General features: G+C 61.4%; 25 protein-coding genes. 15 read left to right on the top strand and 10 right to left on the bottom strand.

Annotated elements, in window-relative coordinates; all coding sequences use genetic code 11:
• Position 1 precedes the first annotated feature (1 nt).
• Positions 2-898 (bottom strand): ABC transporter permease subunit, encoded by an 897-nt coding sequence (locus tag ACQY1K_RS05690; protein ID WP_430258506.1) that lies wholly within the window; start codon positions 896-898, stop codon positions 2-4.
• Between the two features lie 67 nt (positions 899-965).
• On the opposite strand from ACQY1K_RS05690, the gene ACQY1K_RS05685 reads away from it, so the two are divergent.
• Both ACQY1K_RS05685 and ACQY1K_RS05680 read left to right on the top strand, forming a co-directional pair.
• Complete coding sequence (locus ACQY1K_RS05685) at positions 966-1529, top strand: CGNR zinc finger domain-containing protein (RefSeq protein WP_430258505.1); 564 nt, start codon at positions 966-968, stop codon at positions 1527-1529.
• On the top strand, positions 1526-2044 hold the full coding sequence (locus ACQY1K_RS05680; RefSeq protein WP_430258504.1) for a hypothetical protein: 519 nt from the start codon (positions 1526-1528) through the stop codon (positions 2042-2044). The genes ACQY1K_RS05685 and ACQY1K_RS05680 overlap by 4 nt, the downstream gene beginning before the upstream one ends.
• A gap of 74 nt (positions 2045-2118) precedes the next feature.
• On the opposite strand, the gene ndk is transcribed toward ACQY1K_RS05680, so the two are convergent.
• Complete coding sequence (ndk, locus tag ACQY1K_RS05675) at positions 2119-2541, bottom strand: nucleoside-diphosphate kinase (protein ID WP_062453319.1); 423 nt, start codon at positions 2539-2541, stop codon at positions 2119-2121.
• A gap of 81 nt (positions 2542-2622) precedes the next feature.
• The gene (locus ACQY1K_RS05670) at positions 2623-3312 is read right to left on the bottom strand and encodes a glutathione S-transferase family protein (protein WP_062454742.1); all 690 of its coding nucleotides are present in this window, start codon (positions 3310-3312) and stop codon (positions 2623-2625) included.
• 152 nt (positions 3313-3464) lie between these two features.
• Here ACQY1K_RS05670 and ACQY1K_RS05665 point away from each other — a divergent pair, with 152 nt between their 5' ends.
• On the top strand, positions 3465-3980 hold the full coding sequence (locus tag ACQY1K_RS05665; RefSeq protein ID WP_062579897.1) for a DinB family protein: 516 nt from the start codon (positions 3465-3467) through the stop codon (positions 3978-3980).
• Positions 3981-4154: 174 nt separating this feature from the next.
• On the top strand, positions 4155-5204 hold the full coding sequence (locus ACQY1K_RS05660) for a GGDEF domain-containing protein (protein ID WP_430258503.1): 1050 nt from the start codon (positions 4155-4157) through the stop codon (positions 5202-5204).
• Between the two features lie 91 nt (positions 5205-5295).
• Here ACQY1K_RS05660 and ACQY1K_RS05655 read toward each other — a convergent pair whose 3' ends face one another.
• Complete coding sequence (locus ACQY1K_RS05655; RefSeq protein ID WP_174195941.1) at positions 5296-6018, bottom strand: hypothetical protein; 723 nt, start codon at positions 6016-6018, stop codon at positions 5296-5298.
• 206 nt (positions 6019-6224) lie between these two features.
• Between ACQY1K_RS05655 and ACQY1K_RS05650 the strand changes: the two genes are divergently transcribed.
• Positions 6225-6938 (top strand): Crp/Fnr family transcriptional regulator, encoded by a 714-nt coding sequence (locus tag ACQY1K_RS05650; protein ID WP_430258502.1) that lies wholly within the window; start codon positions 6225-6227, stop codon positions 6936-6938.
• A gap of 78 nt (positions 6939-7016) precedes the next feature.
• Here the strand turns inward: ACQY1K_RS05650 and ACQY1K_RS05645 are convergent, their stop codons facing one another.
• Positions 7017-7895, bottom strand: coding sequence for a trypsin-like serine peptidase (locus tag ACQY1K_RS05645; protein WP_062453324.1), 879 nt, complete (start codon positions 7893-7895; stop codon positions 7017-7019).
• A gap of 206 nt (positions 7896-8101) precedes the next feature.
• On the opposite strand from ACQY1K_RS05645, the gene ACQY1K_RS05640 reads away from it, so the two are divergent.
• From ACQY1K_RS05640 to ACQY1K_RS05625, 4 genes are all read left to right on the top strand, one after another.
• Entirely contained in the window at positions 8102-9985 is a 1884-nt protein-coding gene (locus ACQY1K_RS05640; protein WP_430258930.1) for an ABC-F family ATP-binding cassette domain-containing protein, read from the top strand.
• A gap of 70 nt (positions 9986-10055) precedes the next feature.
• Positions 10056-12098, top strand: coding sequence for a prolyl oligopeptidase family serine peptidase (locus ACQY1K_RS05635; RefSeq protein WP_430258501.1), 2043 nt, complete (start codon positions 10056-10058; stop codon positions 12096-12098).
• Between the two features lie 70 nt (positions 12099-12168).
• Positions 12169-12432: a type II toxin-antitoxin system VapB family antitoxin gene (locus tag ACQY1K_RS05630; RefSeq protein WP_430258500.1), complete on the top strand. Its 264-nt coding sequence runs from the start codon at positions 12169-12171 to the stop codon at positions 12430-12432.
• Positions 12432-12824, top strand: coding sequence for a type II toxin-antitoxin system VapC family toxin (locus ACQY1K_RS05625; protein ID WP_430258499.1), 393 nt, complete (start codon positions 12432-12434; stop codon positions 12822-12824). Before ACQY1K_RS05630 ends, ACQY1K_RS05625 begins: the two co-directional genes overlap by 1 nt.
• On the opposite strand, the gene ACQY1K_RS05620 is transcribed toward ACQY1K_RS05625, so the two are convergent.
• Both ACQY1K_RS05620 and ACQY1K_RS05615 read right to left on the bottom strand, forming a co-directional pair.
• Complete coding sequence (locus ACQY1K_RS05620) at positions 12825-13274, bottom strand: DNA polymerase III subunit chi (RefSeq protein WP_062579877.1); 450 nt, start codon at positions 13272-13274, stop codon at positions 12825-12827.
• Complete coding sequence (locus tag ACQY1K_RS05615; protein WP_209900482.1) at positions 13274-14767, bottom strand: leucyl aminopeptidase; 1494 nt, start codon at positions 14765-14767, stop codon at positions 13274-13276. Before ACQY1K_RS05615 ends, ACQY1K_RS05620 begins: the two co-directional genes overlap by 1 nt.
• A 277-nt stretch (positions 14768-15044) precedes the next feature.
• On the opposite strand from ACQY1K_RS05615, the gene ACQY1K_RS05610 reads away from it, so the two are divergent.
• From ACQY1K_RS05610 to rsmA, 6 genes are all read left to right on the top strand, one after another.
• A complete protein-coding gene (locus ACQY1K_RS05610; protein ID WP_062453329.1) occupies positions 15045-16226 on the top strand; it encodes an LptF/LptG family permease in 1182 nt (393 codons plus the stop codon).
• Positions 16223-17311, top strand: a complete 1089-nt coding sequence (lptG, locus tag ACQY1K_RS05605) for an LPS export ABC transporter permease LptG (RefSeq protein WP_062453330.1) — start codon at positions 16223-16225, stop codon at positions 17309-17311. Before ACQY1K_RS05610 ends, lptG begins: the two co-directional genes overlap by 4 nt.
• Positions 17311-19644 (top strand): LPS-assembly protein LptD, encoded by a 2334-nt coding sequence (locus tag ACQY1K_RS05600; protein WP_430258498.1) that lies wholly within the window; start codon positions 17311-17313, stop codon positions 19642-19644. The genes lptG and ACQY1K_RS05600 overlap by 1 nt, the downstream gene beginning before the upstream one ends.
• A 132-nt stretch (positions 19645-19776) precedes the next feature.
• The gene (locus ACQY1K_RS05595; RefSeq protein WP_113111090.1) at positions 19777-20739 is read left to right on the top strand and encodes a peptidylprolyl isomerase; all 963 of its coding nucleotides are present in this window, start codon (positions 19777-19779) and stop codon (positions 20737-20739) included.
• 27 nt (positions 20740-20766) lie between these two features.
• Positions 20767-21798 carry a 4-hydroxythreonine-4-phosphate dehydrogenase PdxA gene (pdxA, locus tag ACQY1K_RS05590; RefSeq protein ID WP_430258497.1) on the top strand — a complete coding sequence of 344 codons (1032 nt, stop codon included), beginning with the start codon at positions 20767-20769 and terminating at the stop codon, positions 21796-21798.
• Positions 21798-22643, top strand: a complete 846-nt coding sequence (rsmA, locus tag ACQY1K_RS05585; RefSeq protein WP_430258496.1) for a 16S rRNA (adenine(1518)-N(6)/adenine(1519)-N(6))-dimethyltransferase RsmA — start codon at positions 21798-21800, stop codon at positions 22641-22643. The genes pdxA and rsmA overlap by 1 nt, the downstream gene beginning before the upstream one ends.
• Positions 22644-22684: 41 nt before the next feature.
• Here rsmA and gmk read toward each other — a convergent pair whose 3' ends face one another.
• The 3 genes from gmk to mltG are packed head-to-tail and all read right to left on the bottom strand — an operon-like array spanning position 22685 to position 25565.
• The gene (gene gmk / locus ACQY1K_RS05580; protein ID WP_062579867.1) at positions 22685-23374 is read right to left on the bottom strand and encodes a guanylate kinase; all 690 of its coding nucleotides are present in this window, start codon (positions 23372-23374) and stop codon (positions 22685-22687) included.
• A 7-nt stretch (positions 23375-23381) separates the two neighbouring features.
• Complete coding sequence (locus tag ACQY1K_RS05575) at positions 23382-24290, bottom strand: YicC/YloC family endoribonuclease (protein ID WP_430258495.1); 909 nt, start codon at positions 24288-24290, stop codon at positions 23382-23384.
• Positions 24291-24326: 36 nt separating this feature from the next.
• Entirely contained in the window at positions 24327-25565 is a 1239-nt protein-coding gene (gene mltG / locus ACQY1K_RS05570; protein ID WP_082476140.1) for an endolytic transglycosylase MltG, read from the bottom strand.
• Positions 25566-25667: the final 102 nt, after the last annotated feature.

Here is a 25667-nt window from a genome sequence, read left to right as displayed (position 1 = left end):
TTTACAGGACCACCCTTTCCCGCCGGCTGATGACAAGAACCGCAACCAGCACCAGGCCGATGGCGAAATCCCGCCACAGGATCGGACCATAACCGCTCCACAGCGTTTCAGCGAAGCCGATAGCGGCGGCACCGGCTGCCGACCGCAGCGGATGCGAATGGCCCCCGGCTGCAGTAATCAGGACGATCTTGATGCTGACCAACAACCCGGCGCCGAAGTCCATCGTTCCGTAATACGAGGTCGCCAACACGCCTGCGACGGAGGCGTAAAGAGATGCTGCCGCGTAGGCGAGGACGAATACCAGGCGGGAACTGATGCCGCAGAGTTGGGCCGCAATCTTGTCGTCGGCCACCGCCCGCCAGATGCGCCCGAGGCTTGTATGATCGATTACCAGCCAGCCGGCCGCGATCATTGCCAGCATCAGGCCTGAATTGAGCAACTGGATCAGCGTCAGGGTTACCGCGAAACCGTGACCCGCCCAGAGCGGAACGGCACGGTTCAGAAACGGCGACAGCCAGATCTCCCGGGAACCGGAGGCAAGCCGAGCGCCCTCCATCAGCACCAGCAGCACGCCCAGCGCGGCGACGATCGGCGCGTTGCGCGCATGCCTTTCAATCAACCGCAGGGTCAGCCCGCCGACCGCGATCCCGGTCGCGACGCCGCCGACGATCGCGGCGACCGCCCCCATCGCCAGTGCCGCCGGCAGGACAAGCCAGAACTCGTCCCAGCCGAGCTGCGCGAACAACACGTAGAGATGGCCGGAAAAAGCAAAGATGGCGCCATAGGCGATGTCTGGGCGCTTCGTCAGCGCAAAGCCGATGACGTAGCCGAAGGCGAGCGTTGCGTAGAGTACCGACAGCGGCACAGCATTCGCCAATTGCTGGAGCAGATAAGCCATCGGCAAACCCCAAAAGGATGACACGAATATAACTGGTAAACCGCGTTACACCAGTTATAACTCTGGGATGGATTTCACCTGGACCCCGCACCGTTTCGTCGGTGGCGCCTTGGCGCTCGATGTCGCCAACAGCGTCATCCTGCGCATCGATCCGTCACGCCGCGTTGATCGCTTCGCCTTACCGCAGCAGATGGATGCCTTTCCCGAGGCGGCCGGAGAATTCTCGGCGGACCGGGCGTTGTTTAGAGAAGTGACGCCAGTCGCCGCGGAAAGACGCGCCGATTTCCTCGTGCTTCGGGAGGCGATCGACCGGTATTTCCGTGCTCGAGCGGATGGCGAGGATGACCCGCACAAACTGGCGGATCTGCTTGGCGCTGCGGCTGTGGCGTTGCGCGGATCCGGCATCGGCTCGCTCGAGGCTGCCACAGCCCGCTCGGCCCTGCGTCTTCTTGGCGACGATCAGATTTCCCGCATGAAGACCTGCCGCAATTGCGGCTGGCTGTTTATCGACCGAAGCCGCAACCGCAGCAGAAGCTGGTGCGACATGACCGTCTGCGGCAACCGCGTGAAGGCGAACCGCCACTATCGCCGCAGCCGCGATGGCGGACCTTCGGCTGGAGACCCGTCATGACGTGGAGGGCAGCGATTTCAGCCGGGCTCTGCGTGATGGGCCTGATTGTGACTGGCTGCCAGCGACCGTCGGAAGGCGTGTATTTCGAACTGTCCGGCCGGATTTTCGTCTTCAACTACCGGGTGGCTACCGCTAACTACCTCGTCACGCTTCGAAAGGTCGCCGGCACCCCAAAGGAAAGCCGCGCCAGAGCGGAATTCGAAGATCCGCAGGGCGGACCGGCGCTTTTCACTGAAGAGAGAGTGCTCGATGTCGACGATGTCCTCACGCTTGCCAGCCCGTTCGTCCAGTGCGTCCGGAAGGACAGGCCCTACCGCGTGGCCATCACGCTGACAGGCGCGTCCGGCGAGGTGCTGCAGGTGATCGAAACCACCGTGACGTCGGATGTCGATCAGTCTGTGATACCGGCGGCACCGCTGGTCGTCGGCCCGGCCTACACACCCAACCCCGACATGTTCAAGGCCGATGGCTCGACCGACTTCTCCGGGCGAACCGGCTGCCCGGCGACTCCATGACCTTGCCGCAGACAGCAAAAAAGGCCGGAGCGAATGCCCCGGCCTTTTGTAGATCGAACCGATCCGTGCAGCAATCAGCCGACGATTTCGGTTTCGGCGAACCAGTAGGCGATTTCCTGGGCAGCGGTTTCCGGAGCATCCGAGCCGTGAACCGAATTTTCACCGATCGACAGGGCGAACTGCTTGCGGATCGTGCCTTCGTCGGCGTTGGCCGGGTTGGTCGCGCCCATGATTTCGCGGTTCTTCAGGATGGCGCCTTCGCCTTCGAGAACCTGAACGATGGTCGGGCCGGACGTCATGCCGTCGACGAGTTCGCCGAAGAAAGGACGTTCCTTGTGAACGGCGTAGAAGCCTTCAGCTTCGCGCTTGCTCATCCAGACGCGCTTGGATGCGATGATGCGCAGGCCGTTGTCTTCAAATACCTTGGTGATGGCACCGGTCAGGTTGCGCTTCGTTGCGTCCGGCTTGATCATCGAAAACGTGCGTTCAATCGCCATTGGTCTCATCCTTTGTTTCCACGGAAAGTGGGCGGTGTTTAACCGCCCCTTTCGCCGGAAACAAGGGGGATGGGCCTAATTTCACGCAGCCGTCACAACGCGTCCTGCGCTGTCATGAAGGTCGAGCAGACGCTCGAACCACGAAGCCAGCAAGCCGTCCTTGCCCAGCACGTCGGCACCATCCGTCACCCGCAGCCACTGCAGCGCGCCGAACAGAATGTAGTCGGCAAACAGCGGCGCCTCGCCGCCAAGGAAAGGCTGGAATTTCAGCGTGTGCGTAACCGGCTTCAGTTTCTCGGCGAAGGTGTCGATTTCCCTCTGCCGGTCGGCGGCGACCTCTTCCAGCGACCGGCCGAATATGGCCTCGCGGCTGCTGCGGAAATAGGCCTGGTCGGCCGGCCCCAGCGTATCGTGTACGCTCTTGATTGCGATCCTCGCGATTGCGCCGTGTACCACCGTCTGCGAAAAACCCTCGACAAACCGGGAAAGCGCCTTGCCGCCTTCCCCGCCGAACAGGGTCGGACGGTCGGGATAGCGCTCGTCCAGATAGACCGCGATGTCGAAACTGTCACGGATCAATTCGTTTCCGTCCCGCAGGATCGGCACGGTCTTGGAAAACCCGTTCTCCAGGTTGGGGATCTGCGTAAACGGTGTCGGCTGCTCCGTGTATTCGAGCCCCTTGTGCTTGAGCGCCATCACCACTTTCCACGCATGCGGCGAAAATGGCCGGTGCGCGTCAGCGCCGCAGAGGGAATAGAGAATGCGTGTCATCATGGGCTCCTGATCTGTCACTCACCGCACATGATGGGATGGCAAGCCCCACAAATCCAGTCAGGAAATTTCATGGGTGGTATCAACCCCTGCCCCTCGGGTTGGCCGACAAATCCGGTATGATTACACGTGAACAACCGGAGACGTTTTGAATGCTGCGCCATTTCCAGATGCTTGCCGCTTACAATTCCTGGGCAAATTCACAGGTCTACGATGCCTGTGCCGCGCTGACGGACGCCGAATACCGCGAAGATCGTGGCGCCTTCTTCGGATCAGTCCACCGCACGCTCAACCACATCCTCGTTGCCGACCGCATCTGGATGCGCCGCCTGACCGGAGACGGCACGGCGCCGACGGATCTGGGGGCCGTTCTGTTCGAGGATTTCTCTGACCTGCGCACGGCGCGTGACGCTGAAGATGTGCGTATCACCGACTATCTCACGTCGCTGAGCGACGGCGCACTCAGTGCCACCATCACCTATACGCCAGTGACCGTTCCGACGGAGGTCACCGAACCAGTGGCGCCTGTTCTCGCCCATCTCTTCAACCACCAGACCCACCACCGGGGACAGGTGCACGCCATCCTCACCTCGCTCGGCAAGCCCTCCGTAGTGCTCGATATGATCGCCTTCCTGCGCGGGCATGGAAAACAGTGGATGCAGGTTTAATGTAATACGGCTTTAGGACAAACAGGGGTTGTGAACTCAGCCTTAACCGTATTCGCAACGAGACGTCTTCAAACGCCTGACAAAAGCCAACGTTTCAGGCGTTCTTAACCCTCCGTCTCGCGTACTGTTTTCCTGAAACGAGACAGTAACGAGACCCTGAGGAATAGGTGGATCATGTCGGCGGACAATGCACGGCAATCGCGTGACAGGAGCCTGGCTGTGGTGGCGCAGCAGATGGCAAAGCAGGACGTTGCCGGTCTTCCACGCAATTACACGCTGTTCCACGAAGCGCTGTCGGGGTCCGATCCGGCGCTTACCCGCGACGTCGCCACGCTTCCGGCCGGCGCTACCCAGGCCCAGATCGACGAGATTGGCCTGCGCTACCAGCTTCCCGGCTTCGTGGTTCTATCGATCGCCAACCGGGACGAGGAAACGAGACGCGTTCTCGATCTCGTCGGCACGATTGCCCAGGCCACGCTGAAGAAGCAGAATTTCGTACGTGCGCTGGAGACGGCGGCCGAAAGCCTTCGGAGCGGAAGTGCCAGCGGTCTCGCCGACATCCAGGCCGAGCTCGATCATCTTCAGGCGAACCTCAGCGAAACGCTCTCCACCGAGATCGGTCTCACCAAATCTTTGGAGCTTGCCGCCGACCGGCTGCTGATGTCGAGCAATCTGGCGGAAGCGGCCCGAACCAATTCTCTGTCCGACCGGCTGACCGGGCTTCCCAACCATGTGGCGCTGGCGGAAAAGCTGGATCTCCTCTACGCGCCTTCCGCCGAGCACCGCCCGGCCGCGCTGTTTGTCGTCCGCCTCGTCGATCTCGGCGAGATGGCGCAGACCTATGGCCAGGTGACTGCCGGCCGGATCGTCAAGCGCGCCGCCGCGATTTTCCGCAAGGCAATCAAGAAGAACGACTTTCTGGCCCGGACCGCGACCGACAGCTTTGCGTTTCTGTTCGAGGATGTCGATCGGAGCGGTGCAAAAGCGATCGCCGATCGACTCGTAACTTCGATCGCCGACAGCCTCGTGTTTGCAGGTTCCGGTGAAGGGCATTACCCTCACATGCGGCTGTCGATCGGCGTGGCGCTCTCGACCGAGGCATTCTCGCCGCAACAGATCAAGCTGCATGCGGCAACGGCACTCGAAAGCCTTCGTGTCCATGGTTCAGGCGCCGGAACCGAAACCGTGGCGATCTTCGGCGATCCAAGCCGTCGTGTCTCCTGAGCACGCTCTCCGATCCTCCATACGACATTGACGCGGCGGCCCATCCGGGCGCCGCGTCCTGCATTTCAGCAAAAAGTCGATCGCGTCGGCGTCAGGCGGGAACGAACTGGTTTTCCTGCGTGAAGCGGATTGTCTTTCTGGTCACGCCCTGCGCGAACTGGACCGGAAACGCTGCAGACGAGATGGCCGTATCGATCACCTGTCCCTCGATGAACGAGCCGGCGATGATGAAATAGCTCGGCTTCGGTGTGAACGTGTAGTCAAGGTTTGGCTCGAGCTGCACGGCGACGGCCGGTTTGCCGCCCATCGCAAGACCCACGTTCAGCGACATCCGGACACTGGCCTGCTGCAGAACCGACGGGATCAGGTTGTTCGCCCGCACGAGAAAGACACCTGCGGGGCCGCTGGTCGGATTTGTAGGAAACGCCGGAGCACCGTTCGGGAACGCGCCCTGATAGGTTACGGCGACGTTGTTCAGGCCATCGAGAACCACGTCACATTTGCTGGCGGTAGCAAATGCCCGCGGGTTGAGTGTCGAACCCAGTTCCTGGATGTAACCGGCGCTGATCGAGTAGTCGATCGTCCAGCTGAATGTCGACATGCTCGGGTTTTCCGGGCTGCCCGAGGCCGCGTTGCCGATCATCCATGCCAGGGACAAAGGGCTCTGAGACGCGCCGACCACGTCCGGTATCGTCTGGAACAACGCATAACTTTGGAACTTCGGGTTCTCGTTCATGACCGTAAGCGTGTAGGGCGTCCCCAGATCCTGTTTCTCGAAGATCTCGATCGCTTCCCTTCCCATCATAACACGCATGCTGACCTCTCCTCTTTCACATTCTTGCCGCCGCGACATGCGGACCGGACCGAGCGGCCCGTTCGGCTACCAACGGCAATTCCTGCCGTGAGTACAACCTAGAATTATTTATCGCTGGAGAATGTCACGCATGTAACAACTTTTGATTGCATTTATTCGTATCACGGCTCAGACGGCAAGCGACACCTCAGCGTCCGAGTGGGTTTATGACATCGAACCTTATCTCCAAGATCAACAACGATATCCGACATTCCGCGTGGTTCGACGATCTCGACGACGACACGTACTCGCGTCCCGTGTCGGGGTCGGCGAGCCGGCTCTATAGGGACGGCCAGACGCTGTTTTTCAGCGGTCAGGCCTGCGACGCGCTGTCGATCATCGTGTCCGGTTGCGTGCACCTCTATTTCATCTCGGAGGATGGGCATGAGGTGATCTTCGCCGAGCTCGGCGCCGGCGACGTTCTGGGAGATGTCGAACTCACCCTCGGCTGCACCCACTTCGCGAACGCGGTCGCCGCCGGCGAGACCCGCGTGATGGTGGTCCGGCGCAGCGCTTTCAGCGAAATCACCCGCATGCCCCAGATGTCGGCTTTTCTGATGAAGACATTCGCACGCAAACTCAGAAAGACGATGGCCTTTGCCGAAGGCATGGCACTTCATACGCTGCAGACCAGGCTTGCGCGTCTTCTCGTCGATCTCGCCCGCCTGCACGGCCGCAGCACAGCGGAGGGGCTGCTGATCGACAGAGCGATATCGCAGGAGAAAATGGGGCAACTGATCAATGCCAGCCGCCCACGAGTGAACGCGCAGCTTCAGGCTTGGAAGGGCGACGGCGTGCTCGGCATGCGGCGCGGCCGCCTGATCATCCTCGACTACCGATCGCTGAAGATCATGTCGCGCGAGGGGGCGACCGACGATTGACAGGGTGGTCCAAGCCGCGACGCCGAGCGCGACGGATTTTGAGTTCCGTCGCGCAGGTCGCCTTCCCTTTTGCGATCGCTACTTGCAGCCACCCTTGACGTACTCGATCATTTCCTCGGTCTCATGCGTGAAATGTGGCCCCTTGACGTTACTAGGGCTGCCATTCGACACGACGCTGAAGATTTCGAACGCCTTATTCTCAGCCGGCAGGAACCACGCTCCGCCACTGGCACCGCCGCCGTACATCGGATGCGGCTTTGCCTCGTAAGCCGTCGCATCGCTGACGCTGATCGACGGGTCCTCCATGAACATGTACTCGCCACCATCCAGCCGTCCGGGATATCCCATCAGGGTGAGTTCGGTTTTCTCAGGCACCTTAGCGAGACGCAGCTGGAATTTTCCAGACGTCGATGCCTTGGTACTGCGCATGACCGCGTAATCGACTGCGGCCGCGGCAAGGCCCGGGACTTGCGGTATCTTCGTCCACGCCGTCAGGACGGACGCCATTTCGATAGGATAAGCCTCGCCCGGCGCTCCGTCATAACCCGGATAGAACACCACGTTGCTGGCCTGGTCTCCATTCAGCCACATGGCGTGTGCCGCCCCGATAATGATCTTGTCGTCGGAGACGAACTGGGCGCTGGCCGCTTGATCGATTCCGCCCAGGCTAAAGAACAGCTTGCCACCGAACTTGAACGGAGCCTCTTTGATCGGTGCCAGCTTGACCTCGGTCCCTTCGAGGGAATGTACGTCGCCACCTGGCATGCCGCTCTCCGGCAGTAGGCCGGGAGCGGGGATTGCATTGCGACGGCGCTCGTCCGTCCAGTAGTCTGCGGTAAAGGCCGCCTGCGCCGCGGTCGGCGCCCAGCAGGTGAACCGGTCATCGGCGAATGCGCCTGTCGGTGCCAGGGAAACCGACACCAAAAGTGTCAGGCATGACGCTTTCCAAAACTTCATCTCTCAACCCTCCTTGTTCGAACATCCGTCAGGGATGCTTCGGCCGAGTGGCCAGGGACGAACCTAGATGGGCGAGGTCTGGAGGGCTGTTCCCGGAGGAACAGGGGGAGATCCTTGAAAGATTGTCCCTTCGCAGCGCACAATGCCCGCAAATCGCGACGGCCGCCGTCTTGCCTTCACGCCCGGTTTCGGCCAAAACCGCGACCATGATTACCATTACCGACCTTTCCGCCCGTATTGCCGGGCGCCTTCTCCTCGACCATGCCAGCGTGACGCTGCCCGCCGGCACCAAAGCCGGGCTTGTGGGCCGCAACGGTGCGGGCAAATCGACGCTGTTCAAGCTGATTACCGGCGAGCTCAGCTCGGAGACCGGCTCGGTCTCCTATCCGAAGAGCGCCAAGCTCGGACAGGTGGCTCAGGAAGCGCCCGGCACCGAGGATTCGCTGCTGGAAATCGTGCTCGCCGCCGACAAGGAACGGGCAGCGCTGATGGCCGAGTCGGAAACGGCCACCGATCCGGACAGAATTGCCGACATCCAGATGCGCCTCATCGACATCGACGCCCATTCGGCGGAAGCGCGCGCCGCCAGCATTCTCGCGGGCCTCGGCTTTTCGCAGGAAGCCCAGCTTCGGCCTGCCTCGTCATTTTCCGGCGGCTGGCGCATGCGTGTGGCGCTTGCTTCGGTTCTGTTTGCCGAGCCGGACCTGCTTTTGCTCGACGAGCCGACCAACTATCTCGATCTTGAAGGCACGCTCTGGCTGGAAGATTACGTGCGCCGCTATCCGCACACGGTGATCGTCATCAGCCATGACCGCGACATGCTCAACAATGCGGTCACGTCGATTGTCCATCTCGACCAGAAGAAGCTCACCTTCTATCGCGGCGGCTATGACCAGTTCGAACGCCAGAAGGCGGAAAACGACGAGCTGCAGACCAAGGCCAAGGTGAAGAACGATGCGGCCCGCAAGCATTTGCAGACCTTCATCGACCGCTTCAAGGCCAAGGCCTCCAAGGCCAAGCAGGCGCAGAGCCGCGTCAAGGCGCTGGAGCGGATGGGAACGGTCGCCTCTGTTATCGAGGATCATGTCCAGCCGATCACCTTCCCCGAGCCCGAAAAGCAACCCGCCTCGCCGATCATCTCGGTGCAGAACGGTGCCGTCGGGTACGAGCCGGGCAAGCCGATCCTCAAGAACATCACGCTCCGGATCGACCATGACGACCGCATCGCCCTCCTCGGCTCGAACGGCAACGGCAAGTCGACCTTCGCCAAGTTCATCGCCGGCCGGCTTGCCGCCGAAAGCGGCGAACTGAAGCTCGCGCCAAGCCTGAAGATCGGCTTCTTCGCACAGCACCAGCTCGACGACCTCGTCCCGGGTGATTCTCCCGTGGAGCACGTGCGCCGCCTGATGCCATCAGTCCCGGAAGGCAAGGTACGCGCCCGCGTCGCCCAGATGGGGCTTGCGACGGAAAAGATGTCGACGCCTGCAAAGGATCTGTCGGGCGGCGAAAAGGCGCGCCTGCTGATGGGGCTTGCCGCCTTCCACGCGCCCAACCTCCTCATCCTCGACGAGCCGACCAACCATCTGGACATCGACAGCCGAAGGGCTCTGATCGAGGCGCTCAACGACTATCAGGGTGCCGTCATCCTGATCTCCCATGACCGGCATCTGATCGAGGCGACGGTCGATCGTCTCTGGCTCGTCAACAACGGCACGGTGCAAACCTTCGAGGGAGATCTCGAAGAATACCGCGACCTGATTGTCAGTTCCGGTAAAAAAAAAGAAGAAAAACCGCAGCTGATTGATGACGCGGCATCGAAGGTCGAACAGCGCAAGGCGAGCGCGGAAAGGCGTGCCTCGCTCGCCCCGTTGCGCAAAAAGATCAACGATGCCGAGGCCTTGACGGCCAAGCTTGAGAAGCTGATTCAGGCGCTTGATAAAGAGCTTGCGGACCCGGCACTCTATGAAAAGACGCCGGCAAAGGCCGCGACCAAGGCCAAGGAACGGGGCGAAGCCGCGGCCAAGCTCTCGGCCGCCGAAGAGCAATGGCTGATGCTGTCTTCCGAATACGAAGAGGCGATGGCCGGCTGAGTTTCGAAATCCGGTTGCCCCTGCCCCTCTGCATGCCTAGCTAAGGTGCTCCAGCCAGAGGAGGCCTTCGATGGATCTTTATCTCGAAACCGACGACGACGCCCGCACGCTCGCCTTTATCGCCGAGCAGAACGCGATCGCGGCTAAGGCGCTCGAAACACAGCAGTTCGAGGCGGACCGCGACACGCTGAAGGCGATGTTCGAGCGCGAGGACCGGCTGATCGTGCCGGCGCGGCGCGGACGCTGGCAGTTCGACTTTCATCGCACCAAGGACAATCCGCTCGGTCTCTGGCGCCGACTGCCCGCGACCGACGAGCCGCGCCACGACGCAGCCTGGGAAACCATCTTTGATTTCGACGCCTTCTGCGTCACCGAAGGCAAGCGCTGGATCTATAACGGCGCCGTAACCTCCCCTTACGAGCCGACCCGCGTTCTCGTCATCCTGTCCGACGGCGGATCTGACCAGATGCGGCTGCTGGAGTTCGACACGGAGGCGAAGGCGATCGTCGATGGCGGCTTCGACACGCCGGTGGCGCGAGCCCATGCAAGCTGGATCGGCCCAGACGAGATTGCCTATTTCGGGTCGATCGACGAGAACTCCGCCACCCGCTCGGGCTGGCCCCGCGTCGGACGCCGGCTGAAGCGCGGCATGGATCCGAAAGATGCACCGATCCTGTTCGAGTCGGGCCCGGACGACGTTCAGGCGACCGGCGGGATCATCGATCCACTGTTCTGGAACGGCGGACCGGACGAGAAGCCGATCGAGTTCTTTACCGTCATCCACGAGATCGACCGGATGAGCGTCCATGTCCGCGATGGACAGGGTTCGCTTCGGCGTCTCGATCTGCCGGACAGGATCGACGTCACGGCCAACCATCGCCAACTGCTCTGGCGCGCCAAGAGCGACGAGCGCTATCCAACCGGCAGCCTCGTCCTGCAGGAATTCATTTCTTTTTCGGATGAACCTCTGGGCGCGGCCCGTGTCGTCTTCGCTCCAGAACATGGCCAGACCGTCACCCAGTTCTCGCTGTTCAAGACCTGGGGCGCATTCGTCGTCAGCGACGTGATGGTGCCGCGGTTATTCCTGATTGACCTCACGAAACCGGATGCGCAGCCGCAGGAACTGCAGCTGCCGTCCACTCTACAGACCGTCGGATTCCGCACGCTCGATGCCGACCTCACGCGCGGCGAGGAAATCCTGACCGTCATCGGCCAGGGGTTCCTGCAGCCTTACGGGACATGGCGTCTCGACCTGACGGATCGCGCCCACACGCCCGAACTGGTTCCAACCGGCGTCTCTCCCGCCTATTTCGATGCGCAAGGGATGCAGTCCGAGCTTCTGCAGGCGACATCGGAAGACGGGACGAAAATCCCCTATCACATCGTCTATCCGAAGACGTGGGAGAAGGGCGAACTGCCGGTCCTGATGTATGGCTATGGTGGTTTCGGCTGGCCGCTTGCTCCCTACTACTCGGGCAATACCGGCGTCTGGCTCGAGCATGGCGGCGCCTATGTACAGGCCTATATCCGCGGCGGCGCGGAATTCGGCCCCGACTGGCACACGGTCGCCAAGGGCAAGGGCCGTCACAAGGCGTTCGAGGATTTCGTCGCAGTCTCCCGCGATCTTGTCGCACGTGGCATCACAAAACCGTCGCGCATCGCCTGCCATGGCGGCAGCAATGGCGGTCTTCTGACCGCTGTCATGGCAACGCGTTACCCGGAGGATTTCGGCGCGATCTGGACCTCGGTCCCCGTCATCGACATGTCGCGCTTCCACGTCTTCCCAGCCGGCAAGGCCTGGATGGACGAATACGGCAACCCTGACGTCGCGGAAGAGCTTGCCGCGATGCTGACCTATTCGCCGCTCCACAATATCGACCCCGCGGCTGAGGTGACCTATCCGCCGATCTACATCGAAAGCTCGACCAACGACGACCGCGTGCATCCATCGCATGCCCGCCGTTTCGCCAAGCGACTGATCGACGCCGGGCATAGGCCTCTGTTTCACGAATACGGCTCCGGCGGTCACGGCGGCGCCGGCGATACGCTTGAACAGGCCGCGCGATTGGCGATGGGCTACAGTTTCCTGCGCGAAACGATCATGAAAGCGTGAGCGGTAGCCATCGGTTGTGCCAAATCCGCGGATACACTATCGTTCGTTCGCAACCCCGTGAGGCATGACCATGACGCTTCATATCACCGACCCGGTTCTCGATGCGCTTGCCGAACAGGCGCAGAGAATTCTGAATGCTCCGAGCAAGGAGGATGCGGTCCGGCAGGCGCTGGTTCGCGTGGTGGGAACGCCTTCAGGAGAGACAACTGCCGTGCCGGACGAGAATACGCGTCGGGAAAGACTTGAGGCCATTCGCAAACGCTATCTGGCAATGGGTAAGCCCAATCCTGATTTCGACGAAAAGAAATTCCTCGATGACATGTGGGAGAGCTGATGTTTCTGGAAACATCAGCTCTGGTTGAATATTTCATCGGCGGCCCCGATTACGAGCGCGTTGCAAGAGTCTTGGATCGGAGGGAAACGCCCTTCTGCACCTCTCCTACTGTGCTTTTTGAAGCCGCTACCGTGCTTGCCGGCAAGAGGAGCATCCCGGTTCCGGATGCAGCTGCGCTCGTGCACGATCTTCTTGCAGAATTGAATGCCGAGGTCCTGTCTGCGACGAGAGACACCGCATCAATCGCCATCGACGCCTTCGCCCGCTACGGCAAGGGCCGCCATCCGGCAAAGCTCAATTTCGGCGATTGCTTCTCCTACGCCGGTGCCCGCCAGTCCGGCCTGCCGCTTCTTTATGTGGGCGGAGATTTTGCGCAGACCGACCTTGCCTGATCAGGCCTTCTTCACCCAGCGTCCCTCGGGCGATTGCTGCCAGTAGGTCAGGGCATGTCCATCGCCCTTCAGCTTCTTCCACTGGGCGCGCGCGCCTTCCAGCTGAAGCTGATCGTAGCCATCGAACATGAAGACGACGCGCTCATAGGGGTCGAGCGGCGGCGGCTCGGCGCCGTCGACGACGAAACGCACGGTTGCGGCATTCTGGTTCTCGGGAGTCGCCGTCAGCAGGACCGGTTGCTCCTGCGGCATCGGCGCTGCATCGGTGCCATGCGGCAGAAAACTGTCATCGCGAAACGTCCACAAATGTGCGTCGAGAAAATCCCGACGCACATCTTCGGCTGTCTGAACGACCACCTTCCAGCCGCGCTCGACGCTCTTTTCGAGAAGCGCCGGCAGCGCATCTTCGAGCTTCGATTCGGTCAGGTGATAGAACAGTACTTCGGTCATCAGTTCTCGTAGTTCCTGCGGACAAGTTCGTCCAGCAGGCGTACGCCGTAACCGGATGCCCAGGACTGGTTGATCTCGTTCTGCGGCGAATTGAGCGCCGTTGCCGCGATATCGAGATGCGCCCAGGGCGTATCGCCGACGAAACGCTTGAGGAACTGCGCCGCGGTGATCGAGCCGGCCTGCCTGCCGCCGCTGTTCTTCATGTCGGCAAAGCGGCTGTCGATCATCTTGTCGTAGTCCTTGGAAAGCGGCATGCGCCAAAGCTTCTCGCCGCTTGTCTCGCCCGCCTGCGTCAGTTCGTCCGCCAGCGCGTCATCGTTGGAAAACAGTCCGGCATGGAGGTTGCCGAGTGCGACGACGATGGCGCCGGTCAGCGTCGCGAGATCGATCATGAAGCGAGGCTTGAAGCGTTCCTTGCAGTACCAGAGCGCATCGCCCAGCACGAGACGGCCTTCCGCATCGGTATTGACGATCTCGATCGTCTGGCCGGACATCGAGGTGACGATATCGCCGGGTCTCTGGGCGTTGCCGTCAGGCATGTTTTCGACCAGGCCGATAATGCCGATCACGTTCGCCTTGGCCTTGCGAGCGGCGAGCGTGTGCATCAGGCCGGTCACGGCGGCAGCTCCGCCCATGTCGCCCTTCATGTCTTCCATGCCGAGGCTCGGCTTGATCGAGATGCCGCCGGTATCGAAAACGACACCCTTGCCGACAAAGGCGACCGGCTGATCTCCCGGCGTGCCGCCGTTCCAGGTCATGATCGCCAGCCGCGGTGGCCGGGAAGAGCCCTGGGCGACGCCGAGCAGAGCGCCCATGCCGAGTTCCGTCATCTCGGTCTCGGTCAGGATCTCCACGTCAACGCCAAGCGATTCCAGATCCTTCGCCTTCTGCGCAAACTCGATCGGGCCAAGCACGTTGGGCGGCAGATTGACCAGGTCGCGGGCAAGAATCACACCCTCGGCAATGGCCTTCGCCGAGACGAATTGCTCAGTCGCCGCATCGGCTTTTGCCGTGACGATGGTGACGGTCACCGTCTTCGGCGACTTGTCCTCGTCGTCGTCCTTCTTCTTCGTCTTGTAGGTATCGAACTTGTAGGCGCGCAGCAGCATGCCGGTCGCGAAATCCGCAGCTTCGGCCGCGCCGACGTCGGCACCGGGTGCATCGAGGAACACCGTCACCTTCTCCATCGTCTTGACCGCAGCGGCCGCGACGCCACCCGCCTTCAGCCAGTCGTAGGCTGTCAGCTTGTCGGCCTTGCCGAGACCCAGCACGATAAGCCGATCGGCCTTCGATCCGGCCGGGGCCAGAATATCCAGCGTCGACAACGCCTTGCCTTTGAACTTGGCGATGCCCGCCGCCCTTACCGCAACAGCCTGCGGATCGACTTCGGCGACACCGGCGGCTACGGCATCTCCCGAAAGCTTGAGCTGAATCGCAAGTCCTCCATCGATGACGGCGGAGGCGGAAAAGGCGATATCGAATTTCATGGACATTACAGCTCCAGGCATTGTGGTGCGGAAGAAAGGCCCGATCTTCACCCTTTCGGTCGCGAACGCAAGCGCGCAGGATCGAACTTCTCGCCTTCCTAAAGCCCGTATTGATGTCCAATCCACTGTTTCCAAATGTCACAACGCCGAAGAAAACCGGGGTTGCCAACATTTTGTGACAGGGGCCCTGTCGCAATGCCGTTCCCAATCGCTTAGATAGGCGCGGCTACCATCGATCGAATGCGGGACGAAAGCCCCTTAGGACCTGAGGCATAATGCGGGAATGAAGCTTCTCGAACTCTACATATTGCGCCGAATCCTGCAGATGTTCCTGGTGGCACTCGTTCCGGTGCTCACGATCATCTGGACGATTCAGGTGCTCGGCCGCATCAACCTGGTCACCGACACCGGCCAGTCGATGGGCTCGTTCATGCAGCTCGCAAGCTATATCCTGCCGACCATCATTCCGGTTGTCCTGCCCTTCGCCTTTGTCATCGGCATCACCCAGACGCTGACGGCGATGAACAATGATTCGGAACTGCCTGTGATCGACGCGGCCGGTGCGGCCCGCAGCATCATCTACAAGCCGGTGATCTTGCTCGCGGTCGCGCTCAGCCTCGTCTCCTTCACCATCACCAATTTCATCGAACCCAAATCACGGCTCGGCGCGCGCGAAATGGTCGCAGCTGCCTATGCTGACCTTCTATCTTCCGTGATTGAGGAAAAGACCTTTCGCAGCATCGAGGACGGGCTTTACGTCCAGATCTCCGAGCGCCATTCGGGCCGGGTGCTGAAAGGCCTGTTCATCGTCGATTACCGCGATCCGAATTTCGGCCTGATCTATTATGCCCGCGAAGGATCGGTCGATCCTGGCGGCACATCGCTTACCATGCGCGACGGCGAAGTGCATCGCAAAGGCCCGGACGGCCGGATCTCGATCGTCAAGTTCGCGTCCTATGCGTTCGATCTGTCAGCGATGACCCAATCGGATGAGGGCGGCCTGCCGCTTTACTCCGGTGACCGGCCGCTGAGCTTCCTGCTCAACCCCGACAAGACCGATCCCGCCTATCAGAAAAAGCCCGAGAGCTTCCGCAGCGAACTGCATCGTCGCCTGTCCGACTGGCTGTTCCCGATCACCTTCGCGCTGGTGTCTCTGCTTGTCGCCGGCAACACGCGGTCGCACCGGTCGGCACGGCTGCATCCGATGATCTATGTGCTGCTTTTCGCCTTCCTGCTGCGCTGGCTGGGCTTCTCGGCCACCAATCTGACGGAACGCAACGCGGCCTACGTGCCGCTGGTCTACGCGATTCCGCTGGTGACCTGCCTGGTGACGGGCTTCATGCTGGCCACCAACCGGCAGATCCAGATGCCTCGCCTGTTCAGCCGCAGCATCACGAAAGCGACAACCGTCGTGCAGAAGCGCCTTTCGCCGACGGGACGCGGAACCACGGGAGAAGTGAAATGATCTTCTCCACACTCGGCCGCTATTTCTTCAAGCGCTATATCAGCACCGCATTCTGGTTCCTGCTCGGTGTCAGCGCCATTATCTTTCTCGCCGATTTCAGCGAGACGAGCCGTCGCCTCTCGGGCCTCAACGGCTACAGCCTCTACGGCGCGCTGGCGATGACGGCATTGCGCGTGCCGCAGATCCTGCAGCAGGCCATCCCGACGCTGAGCCTGTTTATCGGCATGACGGTGCTGATCGCGCTCAACCGTCGCTACGAACTGGTCGTCACCCGTGCAGCCGGAATTTCCGTCTGGCAGTTCGTCGCACCTTTCATTGTCGGATCGTTTCTGCTCGGTCTCTTCACGCTGTTCGTCGTCAACCCGATCGGCGCCTGGGGCCAGCGCGAATCAATCTCGCTCGAGACCACGTGGCGGCAGGCCAGCAACAAGTCCAAGTCGTCCAAGTTCGTGCCGTGGATCCGCCAGCTGTCCGGCGACGAAGACGTGATCATCGGCGCCAAGACCTATCGCGAGAGCGGTACCGAGCTCCTCGACGTGGTGGTTTTCCACTTCGACAAGGACGACGTCATCACCATGCGGCAGGACGCCAAGACCGCTAAGTTGGAAGATGGTTACTGGCTTCTTAACGACGTTCTGGAGAATCGGCCGGGCGAAATTCCGACCCGTCTCGAGACGGCACAGGTCAAAACCAATTTGAGACGCGAGTATCTTCAGGAGAGCCTTGCTCAGCCGGAAACCGTTGCGTTTCTTGGTCTTTCCCGAAAGATCGAGATCGGCAAATCCTTTGGAATCTCGACAAAGGCGCTGGAAACCCAGTTTCACTCCCTGCTTTCACTGCCGCTGCTGCTCGTCGCCATGACGATGATTGCGGCAACAGTGTCGTTAAAATTCAGTCGCTTCGCACAGTCCAGGTCGATGATTCTGGGTGGAATAGTTTCGGGCTTCGTGCTTTATGTCGTCTCGGTGCTTGTGAAGGCATTCGGGAGCAGCGGGGCGATTCCTCCTTTCGTGGCGGTCTGGATTCCAGTCGTCGTCGCGACTGCCCTGGGCGCTACGATCTTGCTTCATCAGGAGGATGGCTAGTGGCGGTAAGTAACCGCGGAAATATCAGTCGGCTCGCCGCCGCCCTGCTGACCGGTGTGTCTGTATGTGTCTCTGGCGTCGCTGCATTGACGGGCGGCGCGTATGCGCAGGGCCTCGTGCCGGCTGCTGAAGACGGTGCGAAGATGCTTCTGCGCGCCAACGAACTGACCTACAATCAGGACAACAAGCGCGTCACCGCGACCGGTGGCGTCCAGATCTATTACAACCGTTACCGCATGGTCGCGCAGCGCGTTGAATATGATCAGAACACCGGCCGCGTCATGGCGACCGGCAATATCGAGTTCATTGAACCGTCGGGCAGCCGCGTCTACGCGGAAGAGCTCGACGTGACCGACGATTTCGGCCAGGGCTTCATCAATGCCCTGCGCGTGGAAACCACTGACAATACCCGCCTTGCGGCTGAAAGCGCCGAGCGCCAGACCGGCGATATCATGGTGCTCAACAACACCGTGTACACCGCCTGCCTTCCATGCGCCGCCACACCCGGCAAGGCGCCTCTTTGGCAAGTCAAGGCGCAGCGCGTCATTCGCAACGGACAGAAGCATACGATTCGCCTCGAGAATGCACAGTTCGAGTTGTTCGGCTTTTCGCTTGGAAAACTGCCCTTCCCTATCGAGGTTCCCGACGAGACTGTCGAGCGCAAGTCCGGCGTGCTGTTTCCGAAGTTCATCGTCAGCGACAACCTCGGGTTCGGCGTCACCGTCCCCTATTACCATGTCTTCTCGCCAAGCATGGATGCGACGATCAGCCCGACCTACTATTCGAGCCAGGGACTTCTGGTCGAAGGCGAAGTGCGCAACCGGTTCGACAACGGCGACCACACGTTCCGTTTTGCCGGCATCGATCAGCGCGATCCCGGCTCGTTCGACGCTGGCACAAGCGACCGCGAGCAGAACAGCCGCTTCATGGCCGCCTCCAAGGGCGAGTTCCAGATCAACCCGCGCTGGGCCTTCGGCTGGAACGTCATGGCCCAGACGGACGCGAACTTCTCGCGGACCTACAGCCTGACCGATGTCAGCCAGGATACGTTCACCAACGACGTCTACCTGACCGGCCTTGGCAAGCGTAACTATTTCGACCTGCACGCCTACTATTTCGACGTCCAGGACAATGGCACGTCGAACACGCTCGAGCGCCAGCAGGCGATCGCCTATCCGTCGTTGGACTACCAGTATATCGCGCCCGAATTGGTGTACGGCGGTGAGCTTTCGTTCAACGCCAACCTGACCAACCTGTCGCGTCGCGAAGAGGATTCCTACTTCGAGGGCACCACATACCGCTTCCCTGGTCTCGAAGGCGATTACGCCCGCGTGACGACCGAAGCCGAATGGAAGCGCACCTACACGACATCGGGCGGCCTGCTGCTGACGCCGCTGTTTGCAGCACGCGCCGATGGCATCCGCCACGATGTGTCCAATCCGAACTTTGCCTATGACGGCAATCTGGAGCCGAACGGTACGAACGGCCGATACATGCTGACGGCTGGCCTCGAGGCCCGCTATCCGTTCCTGATCACCAGCGAAAACAGCAGCCACATCATCGAGCCGATCGCGCAGATCTATGCGCGTCCGGACGAACAGATGTCCGGCGGCCTTCCCAACGAGGATGCGCAGAGCTTCGTGTTCGATGCCACTTCGCTGTTCGAACGGGACAAGTTCTCCGGCTACGACCGTGTCGAAGGCGGCACCCGTGCCAATGTTGGCTTCCGCTATACCGGCTCGTTCAACAACGGCATCGGCGTGCGCGGCATCTTCGGCCAGTCCTACCAGATTGCCGGCGAGAATTCCTTTGCCAGCGACGATCTTGTTCAGGCCGGGGCCAATTCGGGCCTCGAAACATCGCGATCCGATTACGTCGCCATGGCGGCGATCGACCTGCCGCAGGGCTTCTCGCTTTCCAACAACGTGCGGCTCGATGAAAAGTCGCTCGATATCCGTCGCACCGATACAGCGTTCAGCTATTCCACACCGCGGGTCAGCGGCAAGCTGATCTACACTAAGGTCGATGCGCAGGACGAGTACGGCGACAGCGACGCGACGGACGTGCTGAAGAACAGCATGTCGCTACGGGTCAACGAAAACTGGTCGCTGGCCGGTTCCGCCACGTGGGACCTGACAGACAGTTCGCTCATCCGGCGCGGCGTCGGTATCAGCTACGCCGACGAGTGCACGATCTTCACGCTTGCCTATACCGACAAGCCTTCGGAAGCCGATGCGAACGACTGGACGATCAGTGCGCGCCTGAGTTTCCGCACGCTTGGCGACGTCAATATCGGCACGACCAAGGATTACGATCAAACCTTCCGTTACTGAGATCGGTAACGGAAGAATCGTCATGGTTTTGCCGCAACGATTGTGCAATCGGACGCCAATCGGCTAGTATGGCGGCCGAAAGCGCGCAAAGTCGCGCGACAAGTGCCCGGGCGGAAAAAAGGGATTGGTTTCATGTTTGCAATGACCGCGACACGCAAGATCGTGCTGGCAGTCTCCGTGCTCGCCGCGACCACGGTCGCCACGCCGGTGATGACACCAATCGTGGCAATGGCACAGTCGACGAGCGGCGTCGCAGCCGTCGTCAACCGGTCGGCGATCACCACCGCCGACGTTGCCCGCCGTTCGGCCTTCATGCGCCTTCAGCGCCAGAAGCCGAGCAACAAGGTCGCTCTCGATCAGCTGATCGACGAAACGCTGAAGCGCCAGGAAATCTCGCGTGTCAAGATGTCCGTCAGCACCGAGGACGTTGATCGTTCGTTTGCCCGCTTCGCGCAGGGCAACAAGATGACAACCGAGCAGTTGAGCAGCGTGCTCAATCAGGCCGGCGTCACACCGGACCATTTCAAGGCCTATATCGCCGTGCAGATGAGCTGGCCGCGCCTGGTCAACGCCCGTTACGGCGGCGGTCGTCAGCGCATGTCGACCGACCAGCTTGTTACCCGCATGATGGAGAACAAGCAGAAGCCCGTCACCACCGAATATTTCCTGAAACAGGTGATCTTCGTTGTTCCCGCGGCAAAGCGGAACGCCATCCTCAACAAGCGCAAGGCAGAAGCCGACGCGTCGCGGTCGCGGTTCCCCGGCTGCGCCGAAGCTAAAACCTTTGCAGCGACGATGCTGGACGTTTCCATCCGTGATCTGGGCCGCGTGCTTGCGCCGGATTTGCCGGAAGACTGGAAGCCGCTGATCGAGAAGTCCTCCGGCAACACGACCGGCACGCGCGTTACCGAGCGTGGCGTCGAATTCCTGGCGATCTGCGAGCAGCGTCAGGTTTCCGATGACGTGGCGGCCGAAGCCGTGTTCCGCGCCGAGGATCTCGGCAAGGCTGAAAAGTCCGGTGAAGACCCGAACAGCAAGAAGTACATGGACGATCTGCGCGCCAAGGCCCAGATCGATTACATCCAGAAGTCGTAAAGCCCAAAGGGCCTGAACGGAGACCGCATGCCTTTTGATCGTCCGCTCGCGCTGACCCAGGGCGATCCTGCCGGCATTGGTCCAGACATCACGCTGGCCGCATGGACGGCGAGACGGACACACGGCATTGCGCCGTTTCTCTTTCTCGGCGACCCGGCGGTGCTTGCATCGCGGGCGGCCCTGCTTGGCCTCGACGTTGCGATCCGTGAAACCGACGCGGACGGTGCCGTTTCGATCTTCGAAGACGCGCTTCCCGTTCTGCCGATCCCGGCCGGAGCCGAAGTCGCCGCCGGCGAGCCGCATGTCGCCACCGCCCGTGGGACGATCGAGGCGATCGAGACCGCCGTGTCGCTGTCGTTTGCGGGAAAGACGCTCGGCGTCGTCACCAATCCGATCGCCAAGTCCGTTCTATACCAGGCAGGCTTCGGCTTTCCCGGCCATACGGAGTTCCTGGCGGACCTTGCGCACAAGCATACAGGCACCCCCGTGCGCCCCGTCATGCTGCTGGCCGGACCGAAGCTGCGGGCCATCCCCGTCACGATCCACATTCCGCTCAAGGACATTCCAGCGGCGCTCACCGAAACGCTGATCCTTGAAACCTGCCGCGTGACCCATCACGACCTGAAAGTCCGGTTCGGCATCGACCAGCCGCGCATCGCGATTGCCGGTCTCAATCCGCATGCGGGCGAAGACGGCACGATGGGCACCGAAGAACGCGACATCATCCATCCGGCCATCGTCAAGCTGCGCGCAGAGGGCATCAACGCCTTCGGGCCGCTGCCGGCTGATACGATGTTTCATGACGAAGCCCGCAGCCGTTACGACGTGGCAATCTGCATGTATCACGATCAGGCGCTGATCCCGGCCAAGGCGCTGGGTTTTGACACATCCGTCAACGTCACGCTCGGCTTGCCCTTCATCCGGACGTCTCCCGACCACGGCACCGCCTTCGGCATCGCCGGCAAGGGTGTCGCCCGCGAGACGAGCCTGGTCGAGGCAATCCGGCTTGCAGGCGCCATGGCCGGAACAATGACACCGAGCCTTGCGGGGCGCATCTGATGGCGACGCTCGATGGGCTGCCGCCGCTGCGTGACGTCGTCCAGCGTCATGGACTGGACGCCAAGAAATCGCTTGGCCAGAATTTTCTGTTCGATCTCAACCTCACCCAGAAGATCGCCCGCGCGGCCGGACCGCTGGAGGACGTGACCGTATTCGAGGTTGGGCCGGGTCCCGGCGGCCTTACCCGCGCCATCCTGTCGCTCGGCGCCAAGAAAGTGATCGCCATCGAGCGCGACGCCCGCGCGCTTCCTGTGCTTGCAGAAATCGCCGACCACTATCCGGGACGGCTTGAAGTCATCGAGGGCGATGCGCTGCAGATCGATTTCGCCGCGCTCGCGGCCGAGAAGGCTTCCGGTGGACCGGTCAAGATCATCGCCAACCTGCCCTACAATATCGGCACGCAACTGCTGCTGAACTGGCTTCTGCCTGAGGACAAGACCTGGCCGCCATTCTGGCAGAGCCTGACGCTGATGTTCCAGAGGGAAGTGGGTCTGCGCATCGTTGCCGACCAGGAAGACGACCACTACGGCCGCCTCGGCGTCCTCGCGGGCTGGCGCACCGATCCCCACATGATGTTCGACGTGCCGCCTCAGGCCTTTTCACCACCGCCCAAGGTGACATCGACTGTCGTGCATCTGATCCCGCGCGCCAATCCCCTGCCCTGCGATGTCTCCAAGCTGGAACGCATCACCCACGCCGCCTTCGGTCAACGCCGCAAGATGCTGCGACAGAGCCTGAAACCGGTCGGTGGCGAAGCTCTGCTCGCCAAAGCCGGCATCGACCCGCAACGCCGCGCCGAAACGCTGTCGGTGGGAGAGTTCGTAAGACTGGCGAACTTGCTTTAAGGGGTCGCGGCGAGCGCTAGAGCCCCGTTTTACACCAGAACCTAGAGTGTCGGCTCTTCCGTCAGGAGGTTGCTCACGAACTCGAACAGGCCGTGCCTGCGGTCGCGGCGGACGCGTTCGGCATTGACGATGCAGCTGACGTTGTGGAAGGCTTCGTCGAGATCGTCGTTGACGATGACGTAGTCGTATTCGCGCCAGCGCTCGATTTCCGAGCGGGAATTGGCAAGCCGGGTGCGGATCACCTCTTCGCTGTCTTCGGCGCGGCGGTGCAAGCGTGACTGCAGCTCGGTCATGGTTGGCGGCAGCACGAAGATCGAGACGACGTCCGCCTTCATCTTTTCCTGCAGCTGAAGTGCGCCTTGCCAGTCGATGTCGAACAGCATGTCGCGTCCCTCGGCCATCGCCTTTTCGACCGGCTCGCGCGGCGTGCCGTAGAAATTGCCATGTACCTCGGCCCATTCCAGCAGATCGTCGGCATCGCGCATGCGCTCGAACTGCGGCACGGTGATGAAATGGTAGTGGGTGTCGGCGATCTCGCTCGGACGCTTGGCGCGGGTGGTGACACTGACCGAGATCTCGAGGCTATGGTCGCCGCGCAAGAGATTGCCGGCGATGGTGGATTTGCCAGCGCCTGACGGCGACGACAGGACCAGCATCAATCCCCGGCGCGCGATCGTCGTCTTCATCTTCGAGGGCGACGAGGTTTTCGGTGTCGAGGGGGCCGGGCTCATGGTCGTGTCACTCCAGATTCTGAACCTGTTCGCGGAACTGGTCGATCACGACTTTCAGTTCCAGTCCTGCTGCCGTTACAGCAGCGGCGTTGGATTTGGAACAGATCGTATTCGATTCCCGGTTAAATTCCTGTGCAAGGAAGTCGAGACGGCGCCCGGCAGGCCCGCCCGTCTGCAGAAGCTCGCGGGCTGCGACGACATGGGCCTTCAGCCGATCGATCTCTTCGCGCAGATCGGCGCGGGTCGCAAGCAGTGCTGCCTCGCCATAAAGCCTGTCGCGGTCGAGGGTCGGCGCCTCCGCCATCAAGGCGGCGAGCTGCGTGGAAAGCTTCTTGGCAATCTCTTCCGGCGAGCGGGACGGGTCCTTCTCCACCAGCGTCGTCAGTTCGGCGATGCGGTCCACATGGAGGGTGAGAATGTCCCGCAGCGCCGACCCTTCGTGCTCGCGCATCTCTTCAAGTTTGAATAGCGCGTCGCCGAGACAGTTGAGGATGGCGGCGTCGCGCGCCGTCACCGCCTGTTCGTCATCCTCGGCCTCGCGGATCTCGACGAGACCACGGATGCCAAGCAGCGTGTCGAGACGCAGCGGTGCCGGATCGACCAGATCGCCCAGTTCAGCACGGAGCGCCATCACGGCGGCCAGCGCATCGCGGTTCAGCACCGCTTCCACCTTCGCGTCCTCGGTCGAGAGCGACAGCGCCACCTGCAGATTGCCGCGCGAAAACCGTTCGGAAATCCGCTTGCGGACATCCTGCTCAAGACGATCAACGCCGGAGGGCAGCCGCAATCGCATGTCGAGCCCCTTGCCGTTAACCGAGCGCAGTTCCCAGGCAAAGCGGTTGCGGCCGCTTGTTCCTTCGCTGCGAGCAAAGCCGGTCATCGACTGCAGGGATTTCGGGTTAGACGGCAGGCTCATACGCTTCTCCGGACTGCCTTCCCCAGAGGCAAGGCGTCAGTTGCTTTTCGGTGGCGTTTCGGCGTCGTCGCCATCCGGCTGGCCATCGACCACTTCTTCACCGCGGGCTGCCGCATTGCCGGTTGACCGTTCGGCCTCGATCCGACGCCAGCGACGTACGTTGGCATTGTGCTCTTCCAGCGTGGCTGCAAACACGTGCCCGCCTGTGCCGTCTGCCACGAAATAGAGATCGTTGGTGCGCCACGGATTGGCAACAGCCTCGAGTGCGGCGCGGCCGGGGTTGGAGATCGGCGTCGGCGGCAGGCCCTTGATCTGATAGGTATTGTAGGGCGTCTGCTTGGTCAGATCGGACTTGTAGATCGGCCGATCGGACGGTTTGCCCTCACCGCCGAAGATGCCGTAGACAATGGTCGGGTCAGACTGCAGTCGCATGCCCTTGTTCAGCCGGTTGATGAAGACCGAGGCGACATGGGCGCGCTCGTCGTCCTTGCCGGTTTCCTTCTCGACGATCGAGGCGAGCACCACGAACTCTGCCTTGGTCTTGACCGGCAGGTCGGGGTCGCGCTTTTCCCAGATCTGGTCGATCGTCTTCTGCTGAGCGGCATGCATCTGCGAGAGGATTTCCGACCTCTTGGTGCCGCGCGAGAACTTGTAGGTATCGGGACGCAGGCTGCCTTCGGCGGGAAGCTCCGCCGGCATGTCGCCTTCCAGAACCGCATCCTCGTTGAGACGCAGCATCATCTGGCGCACGGTCAGGCCTTCCGGAAAGACGACGGAATAGAGGATGGACTTGCCGGAGATCAGCGTCTCCATCACGTCCTTCATCGAGGCCTTCGCCTTGATGTCGTATTCGCCGGCCTTCAGCGTCTCGCCGCCGCGCAGATAGGTCGCGGTCACGTAGCGGAACACGCGCGCGTCGGACACGACGCCGTTGCGCTCGAGATTGTTGGCAATCTCCGCCAGGCCGTTGCCGGGACGGACCATGAAGTGGGCGTTCGTTTCCAGCGGGCCCGGATCCTGAAACGTCCGGATCATGTAATACAGGCCGCCGATCACCACGATGCAGACGAGCACGACCATGGTCATGACGAAGTTCAGGAAGATCACCAGCTGGCTGCGCGCCTTCTTGGAGCGACGCGGCGGTTCCGGCACCCGTTCGGGCTTCAGGGCCTCGTTCGGCGATTTCGGAATGATCGGACCACGGGTCGTACCGTTGCCATTGCCGCCATGGCCGTTTCCACTGCCATAACCCGGCTGATCATTCGATGAATTCATGTCGCTCAACCGTTTCCCCTCGACTCTGGACTTTCAACCGGCTGTTTGGCCAAGCAATACGGCAAAAAGCAGGTTCGGAAAATGATATCGGCCGGACTGTCG

The sequence above is a fragment of the Neorhizobium sp. IRS_2294 genome (assembly GCF_050500145.1).
Lineage (GTDB): Bacteria > Pseudomonadota > Alphaproteobacteria > Rhizobiales > Rhizobiaceae > Neorhizobium > Neorhizobium soli.
The sequence above is the reverse complement of the archived record's forward strand: the minus strand, read 5'-3'. Positions and strand labels throughout refer to the sequence as shown.

Bases quoted from the DNA above. Each gene is read 5' to 3' on its own strand.
- ACQY1K_RS05685 (WP_430258505.1), top strand. From the start codon at position 966: ATGGATTTCACCTGGACCCCGCACCGTTTCGTCGGTGGCGCCTTGGCG.
- ACQY1K_RS05655 (WP_174195941.1), bottom strand. From the start codon at position 6,018: ATGCGTGTTATGATGGGAAGGGAAGCGATCGAGATCTTCGAGAAACAG.
- ACQY1K_RS05650 (WP_430258502.1), top strand. From the start codon at position 6,225: ATGACATCGAACCTTATCTCCAAGATCAACAACGATATCCGACATTCC.
- rsmA (WP_430258496.1), top strand. From the start codon at position 21,798: ATGGCGACGCTCGATGGGCTGCCGCCGCTGCGTGACGTCGTCCAGCGT.
- ACQY1K_RS05635 (WP_430258501.1), top strand. From the start codon at position 10,056: ATGGATCTTTATCTCGAAACCGACGACGACGCCCGCACGCTCGCCTTT.
- ACQY1K_RS05640 (WP_430258930.1), top strand. From the start codon at position 8,102: ATGATTACCATTACCGACCTTTCCGCCCGTATTGCCGGGCGCCTTCTC.
- mltG (WP_082476140.1), bottom strand. From the start codon at position 25,565: ATGAATTCATCGAATGATCAGCCGGGTTATGGCAGTGGAAACGGCCAT.
- ACQY1K_RS05610 (WP_062453329.1), top strand. From the start codon at position 15,045: ATGAAGCTTCTCGAACTCTACATATTGCGCCGAATCCTGCAGATGTTC.
- ACQY1K_RS05660 (WP_430258503.1), top strand. From the start codon at position 4,155: ATGTCGGCGGACAATGCACGGCAATCGCGTGACAGGAGCCTGGCTGTG.
- ACQY1K_RS05665 (WP_062579897.1), top strand. From the start codon at position 3,465: ATGCTGCGCCATTTCCAGATGCTTGCCGCTTACAATTCCTGGGCAAAT.
- ACQY1K_RS05645 (WP_062453324.1), bottom strand. From the start codon at position 7,895: ATGAAGTTTTGGAAAGCGTCATGCCTGACACTTTTGGTGTCGGTTTCC.
- ACQY1K_RS05625 (WP_430258499.1), top strand. From the start codon at position 12,432: ATGTTTCTGGAAACATCAGCTCTGGTTGAATATTTCATCGGCGGCCCC.
- ACQY1K_RS05575 (WP_430258495.1), bottom strand. From the start codon at position 24,290: ATGAGCCTGCCGTCTAACCCGAAATCCCTGCAGTCGATGACCGGCTTT.
- ACQY1K_RS05615 (WP_209900482.1), bottom strand. From the start codon at position 14,767: ATGTCCATGAAATTCGATATCGCCTTTTCCGCCTCCGCCGTCATCGAT.
- gmk (WP_062579867.1), bottom strand. From the start codon at position 23,374: ATGAGCCCGGCCCCCTCGACACCGAAAACCTCGTCGCCCTCGAAGATG.
- ndk (WP_062453319.1), bottom strand. From the start codon at position 2,541: ATGGCGATTGAACGCACGTTTTCGATGATCAAGCCGGACGCAACGAAG.
- ACQY1K_RS05670 (WP_062454742.1), bottom strand. From the start codon at position 3,312: ATGACACGCATTCTCTATTCCCTCTGCGGCGCTGACGCGCACCGGCCA.
- ACQY1K_RS05690 (WP_430258506.1), bottom strand. From the start codon at position 898: ATGGCTTATCTGCTCCAGCAATTGGCGAATGCTGTGCCGCTGTCGGTA.
- pdxA (WP_430258497.1), top strand. From the start codon at position 20,767: ATGCCTTTTGATCGTCCGCTCGCGCTGACCCAGGGCGATCCTGCCGGC.
- ACQY1K_RS05620 (WP_062579877.1), bottom strand. From the start codon at position 13,274: ATGACCGAAGTACTGTTCTATCACCTGACCGAATCGAAGCTCGAAGAT.
- ACQY1K_RS05630 (WP_430258500.1), top strand. From the start codon at position 12,169: ATGACGCTTCATATCACCGACCCGGTTCTCGATGCGCTTGCCGAACAG.
- lptG (WP_062453330.1), top strand. From the start codon at position 16,223: ATGATCTTCTCCACACTCGGCCGCTATTTCTTCAAGCGCTATATCAGC.
- ACQY1K_RS05595 (WP_113111090.1), top strand. From the start codon at position 19,777: ATGTTTGCAATGACCGCGACACGCAAGATCGTGCTGGCAGTCTCCGTG.
- ACQY1K_RS05680 (WP_430258504.1), top strand. From the start codon at position 1,526: ATGACGTGGAGGGCAGCGATTTCAGCCGGGCTCTGCGTGATGGGCCTG.